This is a genomic window from Candidatus Edwardsbacteria bacterium RifOxyA12_full_54_48 (assembly GCA_001777915.1).
Classification (GTDB): Bacteria; Edwardsbacteria; AC1; order AC1; family EtOH8; genus UBA2226.
The window spans coordinates 209,386-227,201 of the sequence record MFFN01000001.1 but is presented as its reverse complement, the minus strand read 5'-3'; the positions used below and the strand labels follow the sequence as shown (position 1 = coordinate 227,201).

16 protein-coding genes are annotated in these 17,816 nt (G+C 55.3%); 1 reads left to right on the top strand and 15 read right to left on the bottom strand.

Annotated elements, in window-relative coordinates; translation table 11 throughout:
- Positions 1-232 precede the first annotated feature (232 nt).
- The 3 genes from A2273_11000 to A2273_10990 form a co-directional block, all read right to left on the bottom strand.
- On the bottom strand, positions 233-1,132 hold the full coding sequence (locus A2273_11000) for a hypothetical protein (protein OGF09132.1): 900 nt from the start codon (positions 1,130-1,132) through the stop codon (positions 233-235).
- 289 nt (positions 1,133-1,421) lie between these two features.
- Complete coding sequence (locus A2273_10995) at positions 1,422-1,643, bottom strand: hypothetical protein (GenBank protein ID OGF09131.1); 222 nt, start codon at positions 1,641-1,643, stop codon at positions 1,422-1,424.
- 94 nt (positions 1,644-1,737) lie between these two features.
- Positions 1,738-2,700: a hypothetical protein gene (locus tag A2273_10990; GenBank protein ID OGF09130.1), complete on the bottom strand. Its 963-nt coding sequence runs from the start codon at positions 2,698-2,700 to the stop codon at positions 1,738-1,740.
- Positions 2,701-2,909: 209 nt separating this feature from the next.
- Between A2273_10990 and A2273_10985 the strand changes: the two genes are divergently transcribed.
- Entirely contained in the window at positions 2,910-3,257 is a 348-nt protein-coding gene (locus A2273_10985) for a hypothetical protein (GenBank protein OGF09129.1), read from the top strand.
- A gap of 863 nt (positions 3,258-4,120) precedes the next feature.
- Here A2273_10985 and A2273_10980 read toward each other — a convergent pair.
- The 12 genes from A2273_10980 to A2273_10925 all read right to left on the bottom strand — a co-directional run bounded on the left by A2273_10980 (position 4,121) and on the right by A2273_10925 (position 17,815).
- Positions 4,121-4,846 (bottom strand): prolipoprotein diacylglyceryl transferase, encoded by a 726-nt coding sequence (locus tag A2273_10980; protein OGF09128.1) that lies wholly within the window; start codon positions 4,844-4,846, stop codon positions 4,121-4,123.
- Between the two features lie 210 nt (positions 4,847-5,056).
- Entirely contained in the window at positions 5,057-6,283 is a 1,227-nt protein-coding gene (locus A2273_10975; GenBank protein ID OGF09127.1) for a rod shape-determining protein RodA, read from the bottom strand.
- On the bottom strand, positions 6,280-8,091 hold the full coding sequence (locus tag A2273_10970; GenBank protein ID OGF09126.1) for a penicillin-binding protein 2: 1,812 nt from the start codon (positions 8,089-8,091) through the stop codon (positions 6,280-6,282). The genes A2273_10975 and A2273_10970 overlap by 4 nt, the downstream gene beginning before the upstream one ends.
- Before the next feature lie 5 nt (positions 8,092-8,096).
- Complete coding sequence (locus tag A2273_10965; protein OGF09125.1) at positions 8,097-8,579, bottom strand: rod shape-determining protein MreD; 483 nt, start codon at positions 8,577-8,579, stop codon at positions 8,097-8,099.
- A complete protein-coding gene (locus tag A2273_10960) occupies positions 8,576-9,529 on the bottom strand; it encodes a rod shape-determining protein MreC (protein OGF09124.1) in 954 nt (317 codons plus the stop codon). The genes A2273_10965 and A2273_10960 overlap by 4 nt, the downstream gene beginning before the upstream one ends.
- A gap of 19 nt (positions 9,530-9,548) precedes the next feature.
- Positions 9,549-10,601, bottom strand: coding sequence for a rod shape-determining protein (locus tag A2273_10955; GenBank protein OGF09123.1), 1,053 nt, complete (start codon positions 10,599-10,601; stop codon positions 9,549-9,551).
- 215 nt (positions 10,602-10,816) lie between these two features.
- Positions 10,817-11,503 carry a hypothetical protein gene (locus A2273_10950; protein ID OGF09122.1) on the bottom strand — a complete coding sequence of 229 codons (687 nt, stop codon included), beginning with the start codon at positions 11,501-11,503 and terminating at the stop codon, positions 10,817-10,819.
- 158 nt (positions 11,504-11,661) lie between these two features.
- Positions 11,662-12,465: a hypothetical protein gene (locus A2273_10945; GenBank protein ID OGF09121.1), complete on the bottom strand. Its 804-nt coding sequence runs from the start codon at positions 12,463-12,465 to the stop codon at positions 11,662-11,664.
- A gap of 120 nt (positions 12,466-12,585) precedes the next feature.
- Complete coding sequence (locus tag A2273_10940; GenBank protein OGF09157.1) at positions 12,586-13,587, bottom strand: daunorubicin ABC transporter ATP-binding protein; 1,002 nt, start codon at positions 13,585-13,587, stop codon at positions 12,586-12,588.
- Between the two features lie 298 nt (positions 13,588-13,885).
- Complete coding sequence (locus A2273_10935) at positions 13,886-14,533, bottom strand: hypothetical protein (protein ID OGF09120.1); 648 nt, start codon at positions 14,531-14,533, stop codon at positions 13,886-13,888.
- 161 nt (positions 14,534-14,694) lie between these two features.
- Positions 14,695-15,348 carry a deoxyribose-phosphate aldolase gene (locus tag A2273_10930; GenBank protein ID OGF09156.1) on the bottom strand — a complete coding sequence of 218 codons (654 nt, stop codon included), beginning with the start codon at positions 15,346-15,348 and terminating at the stop codon, positions 14,695-14,697.
- A 133-nt stretch (positions 15,349-15,481) separates the two neighbouring features.
- Positions 15,482-17,815 carry a DNA internalization-related competence protein ComEC/Rec2 gene (locus A2273_10925; protein OGF09119.1) on the bottom strand — a complete coding sequence of 778 codons (2,334 nt, stop codon included), beginning with the start codon at positions 17,813-17,815 and terminating at the stop codon, positions 15,482-15,484.
- Between the last annotated feature and the right edge of the window lies 1 nt (position 17,816).

Sequence of the window (17,816 nt, the reverse complement as noted above, 5' to 3'; positions counted from 1 at the left end):
AGAGGCCACCACTTAATTGTGATGGCCCCTCAATTGTGCTGATGTTCATTCATTCTTATTATCCTTATTATTAGGACAAGAGAAATCCGGACAATCTATCTCCAGTTCTCTCCCGTAAAAAGTAAACCTGGCTACATGACCGCATAAAGGACAGGTTGCCAGGATCTCATCGACATCAAACTCGATGAATGTTTCCAGGGTAAAAGCGTTGTTCATTTCTATCTCCTTTAAATTAAAGATTAAAGTAGTCACCCAGCCAGGTGCACTGATTAAAGTTAATTTCTCCAGGCTCGTGAAGAATGTAGTTCACTGCCTTCTGTGCCGCCGATGCCGCATAGATGATGAGCTTCTTATCTCCCTTGATCCGCTTTAACCAATGGTCAATATAGGCGGCCTGGTTCCTGATAGTCATTGGGGCTATTCCAGCATAAGCACATAGGAAGGATGATCCAAGCTCCGCGATAAGCTCCTCATTCGAATAAGCAGCATTAAACCCTGCCTTGTCATAGCTGTTGTCCCGGTCCAACCTTTTCTGGTGGCCTGTTGAATGAACGGTTTCATGCCATAAAGTGGAATAGAACTCCTCTGGGCTGTCAAACCACTCCCGGGCCGGCATCCCGATCAAGTCCTCTTTCCTATCGTAGTAAGCCTCCCTGGACCCTATCAATCCCGGTTTATTTGGCATATTCTTAAACACTTCCTCGCAAGCCTCAATGGGATTAACCCCCTTTCCTATCTGGGGAATCTTTTCTTCCGGGATCCCTGTAGTCTGTTCAAGATTAAAGACGCAATAATAGCGCATCAATGGAACCTCGGTTACTTCCCCTGACTGTGAATTAATGTGTTCAAGCAAACGCCAATAGACGATCCTGAATGCCCTCGATCCTGGCTTAACCTGCCCGCCTAATTCCGTTATCTGATTAAAGGTCGCATAAAAAGGGCTGACATGTTCCGATAGGGACAGGATAAGTAAATTGATGCCATGGTATTGATGCTTCGACACCATATTCATAGGTAAACAGGTCTTCCAAGGTTTCTGCCAGGGTATGGTGCCCTTCTCCATCGCTTCCAGTATCTGATCGGTTACGATCTGGGCGACATCGGGCTTGTGGGGTTTGGTTCTGGTGATCATAGTTCCTCCTAGGTTAAAGTTAAGGGCCTGCCAGTTTGGTAGGTCCAGTTACTTAAGAGCTTCAAGAATGTGTTCCGACCAGCTTACGGCAAGTTCTAAATTACCGACGTTGTAAGCCTCGTCCTGCGCCCTTTGGCATGCTGTGATGAATTCCCATTGTTCCTGTGACATGATGGCCTCCTTTTTAGATTAATAAAAAAGGGCCTGCCGATTTGACAGACCCTGGGGGAAACAAAAAAAGCCCCACCTCGGTTAAGAGATGGGGCTGTGAGCAGGGGTATGGGGTAAACTATTTATTCCATTGGTTCACTTCGACCTTTTGCGACTCAATCCAGGCTTTAATATCCTTCGGGTCAAAAAGAGTGCGCCTGCCAACCTTGACAAACGGTATTCTCCTTTGGCTTACCCATATATAAATCGTCTGAACTGATAGCCTGGTAGCTTCTGCAGTCTTATGGACATCCCATAGCAAGATTTCTCCATTGGTTGGCTTGGTAATTTCATTATTCATTTTAGCTCCTCTCGTTATTTGTTAAAAGGTATAACAGAAAAAGCTCCACCTTCGTTGAGAGATGGGGCCTGGTTTAGGGTTACTGATCTTCAGCCTATTTTTGCTGAGCAAACGAATGTTCTATGGCACCAAAAATGTCATAGAAATCGCGATCCCAGTCAACGATCTCAGATTTCTGGCCACGATACAAAGAATAATAATGACCATCTTCATACAGTGCGACATATGCCTTATACCCCGATAAAAATGGACTACCCCAATAATAGACATATTGCACGCCCAATAATACATCCGGCCTAAAGTCAACCAATAAATCAGTAAAGTTACAGCAGCAATATTCCACACCGTCCGATAATGTTTGAGTAATATACCGGAAATAACCAGCCCGATAATGCCCAATTAATTCAGACAGCACTAACCTTCTGGCAAAACCTTTAAATGCTTGATTGGTTTGCTCCATTTTATCATACCAGTCGTAAAGGGATATGCCAGGCCACGCAATATGCTCAATTTCCAATAAGCCAGCTTCCGCTTTGCCAATAGTGGAAGAGGTTGAAACACCTTCGGACGATCCAGCAAGCTCCAGATTCCCTCCTTCCATATCAGAAAGTTCGCTATCAACCGAGCCAGCTTCTAAAGGCTGGCTTACTTCCGCTATATTATTAATATAATTAGTAGGGCATTTTGCACTACCTACCGGGGTCAATTCGCCCCCTATCTCCTCCGCACCTAAGGATTCAGCCCGAGGATAACGGACAAAATAACGATTAGTTTTCCGATAAGCCAACTGTTCAGCTTTTGTTGGCGACAATTTACCCAAAAGCTCCTTAGCAACCAATTCTTTTACGGATCGCTTGACGGTACTTTCGTCAATATTTAAGGCCTTCGCAATTGTTTTTAAAGACGGATATACTTTACCCGTCATATTCCCAAGGGAATATAAATAACCCCACACCAGCTTAGAAGCCAAAGTGACATCCATTTTCAGCACGGCATATGGAACTTGGATATGGACCAATTTGCTATTTTTCGGACAGACCACCTTTGAAGGGTCCATTGTTTCTCCTCAATGCTAAAAGTAACATTATTGAAATATACGATCATATATATATTATACCATCTATTTTTAAGACAACCCAAAATACGCGTAAAACAAAATCCCTGAAATACCAACGCCCGACAAGGAAAGAGCCGTTGTAATCATTTTGGGGTTCAGTATAATATTAGTGTATAATTTATATATAACATAAATGAAGGTAACCAGCCATGTCATTCAATGAAAAAGTACATCAGCTTAGACGCAACCTCAAAATCACACAGCGCAGTTTGGCTAAACAAACCTCGATGACTCAAGCCTCTATCTCCCGGATTGAAAGCGGCAAAGTAAATAACCTGCGCCCCAGCACTCTCATAAAACTGGCTTCCGCTCTTAATGTCACCATAGACTACCTGATCGGCAAAGCAGACAAGATGACAACAAACGAAATGATCCTGGCTGACCCAAACGCCAAAGAACTTTTTACCTGCTTCGAAAAACTACCCATGATCGAACAAAAGGAAATCGTCAAATATGCCAAATACCTGGATAGCCTATATCAAACGGCCACGCTATGAGAAAGAGTAATTCCTCCGGAAGACCGACAAAAAGCTCTGGGAATAAAGACAAGAGCAACCCGTCGCGGAAATTCTGTCAACCGGGTGCAGGTTTACGGCGCCTATTACGGGAATTACAAAAGATTAAGCAGACCAAGGCAAGATAGTTCGTAAAAATATATCCGTAACGTATCACTGGCGGCAGTAAAGTTAAAAATATATACTTGCCGATACTCTGTATACAAATCGACCATTTTGGGGATAAAAACAGCCTCACGGTAAGAGCCCTCATTTTGCCATATCTTCACTAAAGCCTTTACCAATGCAGGTTGCCCAATAATGTAAAGACGACTGAAAATAAAACTAAGGCTCAGCTAGAAACCCAAAAATGATGCCGGCCACTAGGTAATACTGATTTATTTTAATGTATATCTATTTTTTATATAGACAACATCGAAATAAAACAACTTGCGACGGACCACTTGAATGGTAAAAGGTCTTTACATCAGAAATGTTTTACGATCAATTTAGGTGTCCAAAAAGTGACCACATATAGGGCAAAATAGGGGTTTATCGTGTCCAACCATACGAAGAAAAGCGAAGCCTAACTTTAGGCCCCGCTTTATATTACATTGCATGACAAAAACTTGCTAAACACGCTTTTTAGCTTTACGAGAGCGTCGCTCTACCAACTGAGCTACAGCGGCCTGCCATTACTCCGTGTTGTGCCGGGCTTCCTTGCGTCCTGTCCCGCCAACGGCGGGAAGCTACCTTGGCCGACGTAGCCTCCAACTATGCTAAAGCTTCGTCGGATAAATTGGCGTAGTCGGCAGCGGCATCCGGCTTTTTATTCTATCATTATAAAAGCAAAAAGTAAATAAATTTTACTTGTTTTTTTGCCTTTTATCATTCTTCCAAAGGGTCAAGGATGCGACCAGGGCAAAAACGATCAATCCCAGGCTTATCCATTGATTGTTGGTGAACCCCAGGAGCCAGATCTGGCTGTCTTCGTAGTAACGAAAATGATCCAACCCAAAACGCCAAACGCCGTACATCCCCAGGAACAGGCAGAACATCGCCCCGGGGAAATATTTTCTTTTCCCCAGCCACAGCAATAAGGCCATGGCCAGAAAACCGAAGATCGACTCGTAAAGCTGGGTGGGATGCAGGGCGCAGGTGAAGGCCGCTCCGGCGGCGGTGTCGGCCGGAAATCTTATTGCCCAGGGCAGGGATGACGGGTTGCCGAAACAGCATCCGTTCAAAAAACACCCCAACCGCCCGATGCCCAGGCCCAGGGCGAAGGCCGGGGCCGCCAGGTCGGCCAGCGGCCAGAAGGCGATGCCTTTTTTCCTGAGATAGATGATCCCGACCGGCACCGCCAGCAGAACACCCCCGTAAAAGGTAAGTCCGCCCTCCCACACCGCCAGCGCCGTCAGCGGCCGGGGCGCATATTCGGCCCAATGGCTTAAAACATAAAAAGCCCGGGAGCCCACCACCGAAGCCACCATCACCACCAGCCCAAAATCCATGATGGCATCCTTGGACAGGCCGGATCTTTTGGCCCTGGCCTCCAGCAGCAGGATGGCCGACAGAAATGCCAATGCCAGCATCAAGCCGTAGCTGTGCAACGTAAAGGGGCCTATCTTGAAAATTGTGGGAAGCATACCTGAATGTTTAAAAAGTTTAAGAAGTTGAACAGTTGAATTGTTTTAGGATATCCGATAAGCAAAAAAGTCTCATAAGTTATAACCGAGAATACTCTCTGCGCCTCAGCGGTGAAAGTGTCCTTTGAAATCTGTCATCAATTCACTAAAATCTATTTAGTATTCGTACCTTCGCAGCCCGATGTTAAGCAGCAGTCCGATCATCATCAGGTTGATGATCAGGGCCGAGCCCCCGAAGCTCAGGAACGGCAGGGGGATCCCGGTCACCGGTAAAATTCCCAGGGCCATGCCGATATTCAGGATCACATGGTATCCCAAAATGGACAGGATGCCCACCGCCGCCAGCCCGGCAAAGCGGTTCCGGGCCTGCCGGGCGATAACGATTCCGCGGTACACCAGCCAGAAGAACAATAGCAGCAGGACAAAACAGCCGATGAAACCGAATTCCTCGCCGAAGGTGGCAAAGATGAAATCGGTGTGCTGCTCCGGCAGGAACGACAGCTTCTTCTGGGTGCCCTTCAAAAAACCCTGCCCCCAGAAGCCCCCGGAGCCCACCGCGATCTTGGACTGCAGGACGTGCCAGCCGGCCCCCCGGGGATCGATGCCGGGATTGAGGAATATCATGATCCTCATCCTCTGGTAATCCTTGAGCCCCTGCCACAGGAACGGGGTGATGCTTCCGATCACCGTATTCAGCACCAAGATCCAGGAGGCATGCTTGAACTTCATCCGAAAGAACCAGAACGACAACAGCAGCAGGATCATGAAGCCTATCCAGCTGGGCATGGAGAACACCGCCACCATCGAAAGGACCGGCGATAGCAGATACAGGATGTTCTTCACCGGGTACCCCTGCCAGAAGATCATGGCGATGAACAGCGCCCCGAAGGAAAGCGAGGTCCCCAGGTCCGGCTCGACCAGCACCAGCCCCAGGGGCACCACCACTATGGCCAGCGGCAGCAGGATCCCCAGAAATCCCGCTCGGCCCAGGTCTTTTTTGTAAATAAGCTTGGCCAGGGCAAAGATGGTGGCCAGCTTGGCGATCTCCGAGGGCTGGAACATCTGCCCCCCCAGGCGTATCCAGCGGTGGGTGTTCATGTGTTTGGGCCCCAGCAGAACCACCACCAGCAGGACCAGGGACAGGCCGTATATCGGCCAGGCGAAGGCTTCCAGGTATCGGTAGGGAACGATCACCGCCACCACCAGGCCCGCCAGGCCGATGGCCAGCGACAGCAGCTGCTTTGACCAGATCCCTTCGAAGCCGGGCTGATCGGTCTGGGTGGCGCTGTACACCGCCAGGATGCCGATGCAGACCAGTATCAGGACCGCCGCCAGCAGCTGAATATCGAAATCGCGGCTGGAATGAAATCCGAAAAGTTTCATGGGGCCGCCGCCACTTTTAGGTTGTGGTCCTTGGTTATGCCCTGCTGCGCCAGGTACTGCCTGATCAGTTTGCCGGCCAATGGCGCGGCCACCGCCGAGCCGTGCCCGGCATTCTCCACCAATACCGCCACCGAGATCACCGGATCATCCTTGGGGGCAAAGGCCACGAACCAGGAATGATCGTCGCCGTGGGGATTCTGGGCGGTGCCGGTCTTCCCGGCCACCTCCACCCCGTATGTCCTGGCCGAGCCGCCGGTGCCGCCGGGCTGATTGACCACCCCGGCCAGGGCCTGCTTGATTATGGCTATGCTGCTGGGAGAGATGCCCAGTTGGTGCCTTATCAATTTTTCCTTCTCCAGCAATTCCCCTTTGTAATCCTCGGTCTTCAGGACCAGGTGCGGCTGGAAAAGCCTTCCGTTGTTTCCGATGGCCCCGTACATGACCGCCAGCTGCAGAGGTGTGACCAGCAGTTCCCCCTGGCCAATGGACAGATTGGCCGGGACCCCGCCGCCCCAGCTTCCCCTCCCCAGCCGTTTTTCGTACCAGCTGATGGTGGGCACCAGCCCGGGAACCTCCTGGGGCAGGTCGATCCCGGTCTTCGATCCCAGGCCAACCTTAAGGCACAGGTCGGAGATGCCCTGGACCCCCAGCATCTGCCCCAGTTGATAGAAATATACGTCGCAGGACTGGACGATGGCTTCGTGCAGATTCAGCGAGCCGTGGCCCGAAGGTTTCCAGCATTTGAAAACCCGGTTGCCTATCCTCATGGCTCCGTGACAGGCCTTGGGCAGCAGCTTTTTTTCATCGATCAGGCCGCCGTCCAGCGCCGCGGCGGCGGTGAAGACCTTGAAGGTCGAGCCCGGAGGATAGACGCTGCGGATGGCCCGGTCCCAAAGGGGAAAGGAGGGGTCGTTGGCCAGCCGGTCCCAGTCTTCGGAGCTGATGCCGGTGGAAAAAAGATCGGGATTGAAATTGGGACTGCTGACCAGGGCCAGTATCTGGCCGGTCCGGGGGTCCAGCGCCACCGCCGATCCCTGCATCCCGCCGACAAAAAGGCTCTCGGCCAGCTGCTGCAGCTTCCAGTCGATGGTCAGGTAAAGATTGGCCCCGGGCACCGGCTCCAGCCGCTCCAGGTCGGGAATGTTCCCCTGCTCCCGGCCCTTGGCGTCGACCTCCACGAATTCGCAGCCGTCGCTGCCCCGCAGTAGATATTCGTACTGTTTCTCCAGTCCGCCCTTGCCCAAAAAATCCCCCAGCCGATAACCCTGATCCTTAAGCCTTTCGTATTCCCTGGAGTTCAGTTCGGAGGTATACCCTATCAGGTGGCTGGCACAGCTGCCGTAGGGTGCCTTGCGCCGGGATTCGGTGGCCAGCCGCAGCCCCGGCAGCTGGTCGGAATGCTCCTCGATCACGGCCACCTGTGCCGGGGAAAGGTTCCGGACGATGGACACCGGATCCTTGGGATAGGCCCGTCTCTGGAAAGTTATCTCCTGTTTGACCGAATTGCTGTCCAGCCCCAGGATCCGAGCGGCGGTTATCACCGCCGGCCCCCAGTCCCTGACCGCCACCAGCACCAGGTTGAAGGCCGGCTTGCTCTCGGCAATGATGACGCTGTCCCGGGAGAATATCAATCCCCGGGCGGCCGGGATGGCGACCTTGCGGACCCGGTTCTGCCGGGCATAATTCTTATACCTGGCCCCTTCAAGTATCTGGAGTTGGGCGGTCCGGATCAGCAGCACCGACAGGGCCGCCATCCAGAAGATCAGGGCCGCCGCCGCCCGGGAGCTGTTCTTATAATCCTGCGCCACAACCGCTACCTTTTTCCGTAGGCCCAGCGTTCCAGGGCCGGCAGGATCAGGGCCGCGATCAGGGCGGTGAGGACGGCGCCACCCAGGCCGAATCTGATAAAATAACCGGGATAGGAGGAGAGCGCCCCCCCGTCCCGCCCGAAAAACACGAACAGCTGATAGGCCAGCGCCAGCGCCGCGGTCAAGGCCGCCTGGCTTATGATCTGCTCCCGATAGATCCTGTCCCGGGCCATTCCGGTTAGATAACCGACCACCGTCCCCCCAAAAGCAAACAGGCCCATGGTGGAGGGGTGATAACAGTCAGCCAGAAACCCCACCAGCAGCCCGGTCCAGACCCCGGACGACGCCCCCTCCTTCAGCCCGGCCAGGGCGATCACCATCACCATGAAGTTGGGGATCAGCCCCCAGGGGCTGATGATATTTATCATCGAGCTCTGCAGGAATACTGCCAGCCATATCAACCACAGAATTTTAACGGTCTTGATCATTGCCCGGGCCCTCCCGGTAGCTCCGATTCATCCGGCACCGGCACCGGGGCCTGGGGCAGCCGGATATCCATCTCCGGAGGCGGCGGGAATTTAAGCCTCCTCCGGGGCCGGGATGCCAGGCTGTCCGGAGCCTTGGCCGGGGCCAGCGACGGAAGCGGCGGATTTACCCCGCCGGTGATGATGAACATCTGGCTGGTCCGGTTCAGGTCCAATGAAGGGCTGATCTCAATATTCATCGTCAGCTGCCTTTTATCGACCCGGATCCTCTCCACCGTTCCCAGCATCAGGCCCGAGGGGAAGACCTGCCCGTAGCCCGAGGTCAGAACGGTGTCGCCCTCCCGGACATCGGACCTCAAGGAAACCCGGTCCAGGATGCATCTCCGGCCCCGGTCGGTGCGGAAGATGCCCAGCACCCGGCTGCGGGCCACTATGGCGCTGACCCGGGAGTCCGGGTCGAAGATGGTGGCCACCTGGGAATATTCCGGCCCGGAGTTGACCACCTTCCCCACCAGCCCCCGGTCGGATACCGCCGGCATATCATTCCTGATATCTTTGGGGTCGCTTGGCTCGACCACCAGGGAAGGAGCCCGGGCCGCCGGCTCGCGCCCCACCACCCGGGCGGACCTCAGCAGCCATTGGGTGCGGGACTTGAGTTCCAGCAGTCTCCGGAATTCGTCATTCTCCCGGGCCGCCTCCTTCAGCGAGATGTTCTCCAGGGAGGCCACCGCCAGACGCAGCCTTAATTCCTGATTGTCCTTCCAGCTAAAGAATAGCGACCGGACCTGGCTGGCCGGATATTCCAGCGGGGCGAACAATGTCCCCACCACCCCGCCGCCGGCGGCGGTTTTAAGCCCGGACGGCAGAACGGCCAGCACCGCCGAGATGATCAGGGCGGCGATCAGCACCGCAATGTCGTGCCGGTGCCATATCCTTCGGTCGAACAGAAGCATCAGTATCGGTCATCCCTAATCATTCGCGGCGGCTCTGCATCAGCACGTTGTCGAAGTTGTCCTGGCTCTCCAGTATCCGGCCGGCCCCCAGCACGATGCACTCCCGGGGATTGTCGGCCACCTTGATGGGCAGGTTGGTCTCCTCGCGCAGCAGGGCGTCCAGCCCCTTGAGCAGCGATCCGCCCCCGGTCATCACGATCCCGGCGTCCACGATGTCGGCCGCCAGCTCCGGCGGGGTCTGCTCCAGGGCCTTCTTCACCGCCAGCACTATCAGGTTGATGGGCTCCCGCAGGGCCTCCCGGATCTCCTCGCTGCGGACCTTTACCGCCCGGGGGATGCCGGACACCAGGTCCCGGCCCTTGACCTCCATCTCCCGGCTCTCCTCCACCGGGAAGGCCGAGCCGATCTTTATCTTGATGTCCTCGGCGGTCTGCTCGCCGATCAGGACGCTGTAGCTTTTGCGCAGGTATTCCACGATGGCCTCGTCCATCTCGTCGCCGGCGGTGCGGATGGAGGTGTTGCTGACGATGCCGGACAGGGCGATCACCGCGATCTCGGTGGTGCCGCCGCCGATGTCTATCACCATGCTGCCGATGGGCGAGCTGACCGGCAGCCCCACCCCTATGGCGGCCGCGATGGGCTCGGCCACCAGGTACACCTCCCGGGCCCCGGCGTGCTCGGCCGAGTCGCGCACCGCCCGCTTCTCCACCTCGGTGATGCCCGAGGGCACGCAGACGATCACCCGGGGCTTGACTATGGAGCGCCGCTTCTGGGCCATCTTGATGAAGGCCCTCAGCATCTCCTCGCAGATCTCGAAATCGGCGATCACCCCGTCCTTCATGGGCCGGATGGCCTTGATCTCGTCGGGGGTCCGGCCCAGCATCTTCTTGGCCTCGTCGCCCACCGCAATGGCCATGCCGGTCTTCTTCTCGATGGCCACCACCGAGGGCTGGTGCAGGACGATCCCCTTGCCCTGCACATATACCAGGGTGCTGGCGGTCCCCAGATCCACCGCCATGTCGTGGGAGATGACGCTGGAAAAGATATCCCTTAAGTTGGGAAGCTTTATCATTATTCCTCCAAGTTGGATGGTGTTTTACAGAATTAAAGTAATAACGCAATAACCCAATGTTAGACTTTTTTACCACCAAGACACAAAGTCACCAAATTGAATTTGCTCTTTGATTATTGGTTTCTAATAAACTTCGCGCCTTTGTGGTTAATGGTGTCTACTATTTGAGGCCCTGATTATTATATGCTTGATAGGCCGTCTACTCCGCCGGGGCCTCAGCTTCCGGTGCTCTCGTAGGCCCGGGCCCCCTGGCGCCAGACCAGCAGGGCCAGGCCCAAAAAGACCAGGGCCACCACCGGGGTCATCCAGACATATATCGAGTATCTGTCCTTCCCCAGCACATACATCGAGGGGAAAAAGGCGGTGAAGGCATACGGTATCACAAAGGTCAGGATCACCCGCACCACCCGGTTGAAGATGGTCACCGGATAGCGGGAGAACCCTTCCAGCATCAGCATCACCGAGACCACGCTGCCCCGGTCGTTGAACCAGAAGGTCAGGCTGACCAGGATGGTGAATATCGCCAGGTAGATGGTGCAGGCCGCCAGCACCAGCCCGAAGGTCACCAGGTAATCGCCGGCGCTAAGCTGCAGGTGCATCTTCGACAGGGCGTAGGACATCATCGACAGGCCCACCAGGATGGTGGAGCTCTCCTCCCAGTAGATGCGCTCGGTGACCACCTGGAAGAAACTGTTCAATGGCCTAAGCAGGATCCGGTCGAAGTTGCCCTCGATGATGTACTTTTCGCTCAGCTCCAGCAGGTTGGAGAAAAAGGTGAAGAACAGCCCCAGGCTGACCTGGGAGAATCCGAAGATGAAGAATATCTCCTCCTTGCGCCATCCCTTGAGGCTGGGGACCTTGACGAACAGCGAGACGATGAACAGCACCCCGATCAGCTGCATCATGGCTCCGGCGATGAAGCCGGACAGGAAATCCTCCCGGTAGGCCAGGCGGGACTTGATGGAATTGGACAGGTAGGCCCGCAGGAGATTTATGTAAAAGATAAAGCGCTTGATATTCTATCCGTTTTTATCTTTGATATTTCATTTTTGAATTTTTATCATCCCCCCTGGATCTCCAGCCGCTTGATGGCGTAATGCCAGACCACCTGCCCGGTCAGGTAGATGATCACGATCCACATTATCTGCAGCAGCACCCCCTGGTGGACCTTGGACAGCGGCTCCATCCCCAGGTAGATCCTCAAGGGGGCGTAGGCGATGTACTTGAACGGCAGCCAGAACAAAACATTCTGCACCCAGTCCGGGAAGAAGGTGATGGGGATCATCACCCCGGAGAAGACCTCCACCAGCAGCTGTTTGAATCGCAGCACCCCCTCGTTGTTCCTGGTGAAGAAGGCCACCAGCCCGGTCAGATAGCTGATGCCGGCGTGTAAAAAGAAGCTCAGGATGACGCTCAAGGGGAACAGGTAGGGCCCCAGCTTCCCGCTGGGCAGGCTGACCGGAAATATCATCGAGGCCACGATGATGATGGGCAGGGTCATGAACAGGAACATGAACACCGCCCGGCCGAAGGCCCGGAAGTAGTGGTACAACTGGAAATTGGTGGGCTTCAACAGGTCCATGGCGATGGAGCCGTCCCGCACCGCATCGCCGATCATCCGGTCTATCCGGTTGGCAAAGAAGGTCCGGGCCGACCAGCCGATCACCACGTAGGTCATCATCTGCTCCATGGTGAATCCGGCTATCACCTGGTGCTTGGCGAAAACCGCCTTCCATAAAAAATAGTTCAGGGCGATGATCAGCAGGTAGGAGACGAAGCTCATCAGCACCTGAAAGCGATAGGCCAGGTAGGTCAGATAGCCCATCCGCATGAAGGCCCAGTATTTGGCAAATTTATTGTTCATAGGCCGCTATGCCACAAAGGCTCAAAGGCACCAAGCGCTGTCGGGAAAATCCTCCTGTTGATCAAAACAACGACCGTTCTCACCTTATTCTCTTCCGAAATTCTCATCTTCAGATCTTTTTCACTTCTGCCCCTGCTGGTAGATCTCCCGGACCACGTCCTCGATCTTGGGATTCTCCAGCTCCAGGTCCCTCACTTCAAGCTTGGACAGCAGCTGGCCGATTATCTCCGGAGCGGCCACCTTTTTCCGGTCGAAGGCGAACTCCCAATGGAAGGGATTGCTGCTCTCCATCTCCACCGGACATCCCGCCAGCACCTTCTCCAGGCCCGGCCGTCCCATGGGCAGGATGAAGTCCACCAGCAGGCGCCTGGTGCCCACCGCCCGGTCCTTGAGCGATTTCAGGTCCCCGTCGTAGATCAGCTGTCCGTGATCGATCATGATCACCCGGCGGCAGAGATGCTCGATGTCGCTCAGGTCGTGGGTGGTCAGGATCACGGTGGTGTTGTATTCCCGGTTGATCTCCTTGATGAAGTCCCGGATGCTGGATTTGACCGCGATGTCCAGCCCGATGGTGGGCTCGTCCAGAAACAGCACCGGGGGGTTGTGCAGCAGCGAGGCCGCCAGGTCGCAGCGCATCCGCTGGCCCAGCGACAGCTTGCGGACCGGAATGTTCAGCAGGTCCGCGATCCCCAGCACCTCCTCGAACTTTTGGAGCCGGGCCTCGAAATCGGCCTGGGGTATCTCGTATATCTTCTGCAGCAGACGCAGGGCCTCGATCACCGCGATGTCCCACCACAGCTGGGTGCGCTGGCCGAACACCACCCCGATCTGCCTGACGTGCTGGTATCTTTTTTTGTAGGGCACCAGCCCCTGGACGCTGATGCTGCCCGAGGTGGGCACCAGGATCCCGGTCAGCATCTTGATGGTGGTGGACTTGCCGGCCCCGTTGGCCCCTATATAGCCCACCATCTCGCCCGGTTCGACGGAGAAGCTGATATGATCAACCGCTTTGACGATCTCGTACTTGCGGTTGACCAGGTCCTTGAAGGATCCCCACAGCCCGCTCCGCCGGCGGAAGGTCCGGAAATTCTTGACCAGTTCATTTACTTCGATGATGGGCATCGGATTACCGAATATTATAAAGGTTATATAGGTTTGAAAGGTTTTAGTCAGGTCATTCCTGCGAAGGCAGGAATCCAAGAATATCCAGATTGCCTCATCTGCCAGAAATAAGGTTATATTAGCTCGGCGATCAAATAGATCAATAACCCCTATTGTCATGACATTCCCGCATCAAGTGCGGGATAAATTCCGGCTGGCATTCAGACCTGGATTCCTGCCTTCGCAGGAATGACGGATCACTGTATTTAACCGCCGTAGTAATAATCGCAATGCCGCGTTTCTGATAAAGCATATTAGTTTATAAAGTCACACCCTCCAGGGGACACCCCTGGCAATCGGGCCTCTGGCGGCATCTCTCCTTGGCCAGCCGGACGATCAGGGCATGATACTCATTGAATAACCCTTGATCCTTCGGCAGATGCGATTCGAAGAACTTTTGCCAGCCGGAATAATCCGATCCTTTTATTTTAATCCCGTGGCGGCCGAAGATCCGCCGGGTATAGGCGTCTATCACGAAGACCGGTTGGTTCAGGGCATAGAGCAGGATTGAATCAACCGTCTCCGGACCCAGGCCTCTGATGGCCAGCAGTTCGTTTCGCAGAACGCTGGTTTCGAACCGAGACATTTTTCTTAAATCGCCGGAAAATCTCTGCAGGACATATTGGCTGAGACCCTTTAAATACGCGGCTTTCTGGTTGTAGAAGCCGGACGGCCTGATGGCCGCGATCAATTTTCGTTTGGAAACGACAGCAATTTTATGCGGGCAGATCAGATCCTTCTTCTTCAAATTCTCTATCGCCCGGGAAACATTTAGCCAATTGGTATTCTGGGTAAGCACCGCGCCGAGCATCACCTCGAAAGGGCTGTCGGCCGGCCACCATTCCTGGGGTCCGTATTCTTTTAAAAGAATTTTATATATTTTTAATAGCTTTTTCCCGTATATCATGTAATTTGTTATTTTAGCACAAGTTACGAATAAGTGTCAATGTTTATATGATTTTTGTTGGATAGCAGGTAAGTCTTCTAAATTGAAGATGATAGCACATATAATTTCAGGTGAAAATAAAAAAAGGCGGGGTTGCCCGCCTTTTAAATATATGGATTCCCCTATTTACCAATAATTTTAACTCCGGCTGAGGTCCCTATCCGGTTGGCCCCGGCTTTTATCATGGCCAGCGCGTCCTCGCCCGTCTTCACCCCGCCGGAGGCTTTCACTCCCAAATCCGGCCCGACTGTTTCCCGCATCAGGGCGATATCGGCAATCGTTGCCCCGCCGCTGGAGAATCCGGTGGAGGTCTTCACGAAATGCGCCCCGGCGCCTTTGGCCAGCAGGCAGGCCTCTATCTTCTGTTCCTGGGTCAGCAGGCAGGTCTCGATGATCACCTTCACGATTTTTCCTCCGGCCGCCCTGACCACTCCGGAAATGTCGTCGAAGACCTCACGGTAACGGCCGGAGCGCAAGGCTCCGATGTTGATCACCATGTCCACCTCGTCGGCCCCCTGCTCAACCGCCTTTCGGGCTTCATCAGACTTCAGGGACGGATCGTCCGCCCCCAGCGGAAAGCCGCACACCGTGCATAATTTGACAGTGCTGCCCTTTAGATTTTCTTTGGCCAACGGCAGCCAATAGGGATTGATGCACACCGAGCAGAATCCGTTCTCAACTGCCTGACTGCAAAGTTCAATGATTGCATTTCGGTCTGCATCCGGCTTGAGCAGGGTATGGTCGATGTAGGCCGCCAGCTCTTTTGGCTCCCGCACTTTTTGCGCCCCGGCGATCTCGTCCTTTACCGATCTCCCGGCGCCGGAGAGAGGCCTCTGGCAATCGGTCTGAACCCCGGAGTTGTTAAGCTTCTGGGCCATCTTTTCGATCAGGTCCTTCATGCTGTTCTCCTTACTCTATCATGCTTTTGCAGGTTATGTTCTCCCCGTCGCTCTCCATTATTACGGCGCCACATAGGTCGGTCCGGTATACGGTTGAGCCGATAGCAGTATAATTTTCCACCGCCTCCCGGGCCGGGTGACCGAAACGGTTGTCCTCTCCCACCGATATCACGGCCAGCTCAGGGCGAATGATCTCCGCCAGTTCCTCCGGATTATTGGGCCGGGCCCCGTGGTGGGGAACTTTAAGCACCCGGCATCTTCCCAGCAGGCCCTTCTGCAGCAGGATATCCTCCAGCTCCGGCCCCATATCCCCGACGAATAGGATATTGGTCCGGCCGTACTGCAGATATAATATCAGCGAAGACTCGTTTCCGTTGGGAGTGAGGTCCTCCCGGGAATAGAGAAAGCCCCGGGCCGGCCAGATCCCGCACAGGGTGTCGTAGCCGGAGACGGCCTGCAGCGGGACATTTCCCGTCCGGGCCTGTTCCAGGGCGCGGTTGAACATCGGCTGGCTACTGGGATGATCGCTGATGACAAGGTTCCTGATGTCCAGATGATCCAGCAGGTAGGACAGGCCGCCGCAGTGGTCGGCGTCGCTGTGGCTGATCACCACATTATCCAGCCGGGTGATCCCCCTGGCCCTTAAGAAAGGCAGGATCACATCCCTCCCGCTGTCGCGGGTCGGAGTGCAAAGTCCGGCGTCTATCAGATATCTTGCTCCGTTGGGCATCTCCACCAAGGCGCAGTCGCCCTGGCCCACATCCAGAAAGGTGACCCTCAGGCCGGCCGGCCGGGCCAGGGCCTGCTGCCACACCAGCACCGCGGCCGCCGCCATGACCACCGAGATGGCCGCCAGACGGGGCTTCCCGGCCCGGCGCCACAGGAACGGCAGCAGGCAGATCCCGGCATACAACGCCAGCTGGGGCCAGCTTACGGTCGGCCAGTTGATGGTCCCCAATTTCAACCGGCTGAAGAACGATACCGATTCCAGCATTATCTTGGAGAACAGATAGGCGCTGGCGGCGATGGGCCAGCTCACCCAGCCCCCCAGAAGATTTAAAAGCACCATCGCCAAGGCCAGGGCCAGGATCAGGCCGGTCAGCGGCACCACCACCAGGTTGGCAACCAGCGAGATCAGCGGGATGCGGTGGAAATACCAGGCCAGCAGCGGTGCGGTGAATATCTGGGCGGCCAGGGACACCGCCAGCGGGGTCAATATCCATTTCCTTGCCAGAGCCGATCCCCAGGTCCGGAAAAGAAGTGATTCGATGGGCCTGGTCAATATCAATATCCCGGCGGTGGCGGCAAAGGACAGCTGGAAGCCGATGTCCCAGGCCGCATCCGGCCAGAAGGCCAGGATCAACAGGCCGGCCAGCCCCAGCATGTTCAGACCGTTCCCCCGGCGCTCGAACAGCCCGCCCAGCAGCACCGCCCCCACCATGATGGAGGAGCGGACGATGGAAGGGCTGGCCCCGGCCAGCAAAGTATAGATAGCTAGCCCGGCCGCCGTCCCCAGGCTGGCTGCCCGTTTGGGCAGCTGCAACAGGCGCAGGATGATGAAAATAATGAAGGCCATCAGCGCCGCATGAAGCCCGGACACCGCCAGCACATGGGCGGTCCCGGTGTCGGAGAAGGCCTCCCGGACCGGCCGGGAGAGGTTGTATCGCTCCCCCAGCAGCAGCCCGGCCAGCAGGGATCCCGGGTCGCCGCCCAGATAGCGCTCGATGGTCACCCGGACATACCGGCGCAGGGGGATGATCAGGCCGGATACCACAATATTGCCCCGCGAATGCGATATGATCCTGTGGCGGCTGGCGGTGAATATCCCGGACACCTCCTGGCGTTCCAGATACCGGCGGTAATCGAACCCTCCGGGATTGCGCCGCTCGGCGGCCTTACGCCAGATCCCCTCCACCGTCAATACATCCCCGTACTCCGGCCGGCTTTCCTCTGGAGAGCCGATATAGGTCATTACTTTCCTATCGGCCGGCTGCCACGATCCTCCGCTGCGCCGGGCGATCGTCCGGGAGACAAACCTCCATCCCCTGTCAGTCCGGCGGGGTTCGGAGATAATTTTTGCCAGCAGGATCTGTTGGCTGCCGTGGGCCCAGTGGGGAGGAACGGTGGAGTGCCTTGTTTGATAACTGGCCAGTCCTGCCGCCAGCAGGGTCAGAGATAGGCCCGGGGCAACCGTTTTGATCCCGAATCTGTGCCCGGCCCAGACAAGCAGCAGCGCTGCCGCAGCCAGCAGCCCTGAAAAAATAAAAGGGATGCGGAAGGCCGAAGCGGCCAGCACCCCTAATAACAAGATTATGAAAATTTTCAGGGCCGGGTATCTGTCCATC

What these genes read in the sequence shown, in the direction of transcription:
- A2273_11000 (OGF09132.1), bottom strand. Translation starts at nt 1,132, where the DNA reads ATGATCACCAGAACCAAACCCCACAAGCCCGATGTCGCCCAGATCGTA.
- A2273_10995 (OGF09131.1), bottom strand. Translation starts at nt 1,643, where the DNA reads ATGAATAATGAAATTACCAAGCCAACCAATGGAGAAATCTTGCTATGG.
- A2273_10990 (OGF09130.1), bottom strand. Translation starts at nt 2,700, where the DNA reads ATGGACCCTTCAAAGGTGGTCTGTCCGAAAAATAGCAAATTGGTCCAT.
- A2273_10985 (OGF09129.1), top strand. Translation starts at nt 2,910, where the DNA reads ATGTCATTCAATGAAAAAGTACATCAGCTTAGACGCAACCTCAAAATC.
- A2273_10980 (OGF09128.1), bottom strand. Translation starts at nt 4,846, where the DNA reads ATGCTGGCATTGGCATTTCTGTCGGCCATCCTGCTGCTGGAGGCCAGG.
- A2273_10975 (OGF09127.1), bottom strand. Translation starts at nt 6,283, where the DNA reads ATGAAACTTTTCGGATTTCATTCCAGCCGCGATTTCGATATTCAGCTG.
- A2273_10965 (OGF09125.1), bottom strand. Translation starts at nt 8,579, where the DNA reads ATGATCAAGACCGTTAAAATTCTGTGGTTGATATGGCTGGCAGTATTC.
- A2273_10960 (OGF09124.1), bottom strand. Translation starts at nt 9,529, where the DNA reads ATGCTTCTGTTCGACCGAAGGATATGGCACCGGCACGACATTGCGGTG.
- A2273_10955 (OGF09123.1), bottom strand. Translation starts at nt 10,601, where the DNA reads ATGATAAAGCTTCCCAACTTAAGGGATATCTTTTCCAGCGTCATCTCC.
- A2273_10950 (OGF09122.1), bottom strand. Translation starts at nt 11,503, where the DNA reads ATGCAGCTGATCGGGGTGCTGTTCATCGTCTCGCTGTTCGTCAAGGTC.
- A2273_10945 (OGF09121.1), bottom strand. Translation starts at nt 12,465, where the DNA reads ATGAACAATAAATTTGCCAAATACTGGGCCTTCATGCGGATGGGCTAT.
- A2273_10940 (OGF09157.1), bottom strand. Translation starts at nt 13,587, where the DNA reads ATGCCCATCATCGAAGTAAATGAACTGGTCAAGAATTTCCGGACCTTC.
- A2273_10935 (OGF09120.1), bottom strand. Translation starts at nt 14,533, where the DNA reads ATGATATACGGGAAAAAGCTATTAAAAATATATAAAATTCTTTTAAAA.
- A2273_10925 (OGF09119.1), bottom strand. Translation starts at nt 17,815, where the DNA reads ATGGACAGATACCCGGCCCTGAAAATTTTCATAATCTTGTTATTAGGG.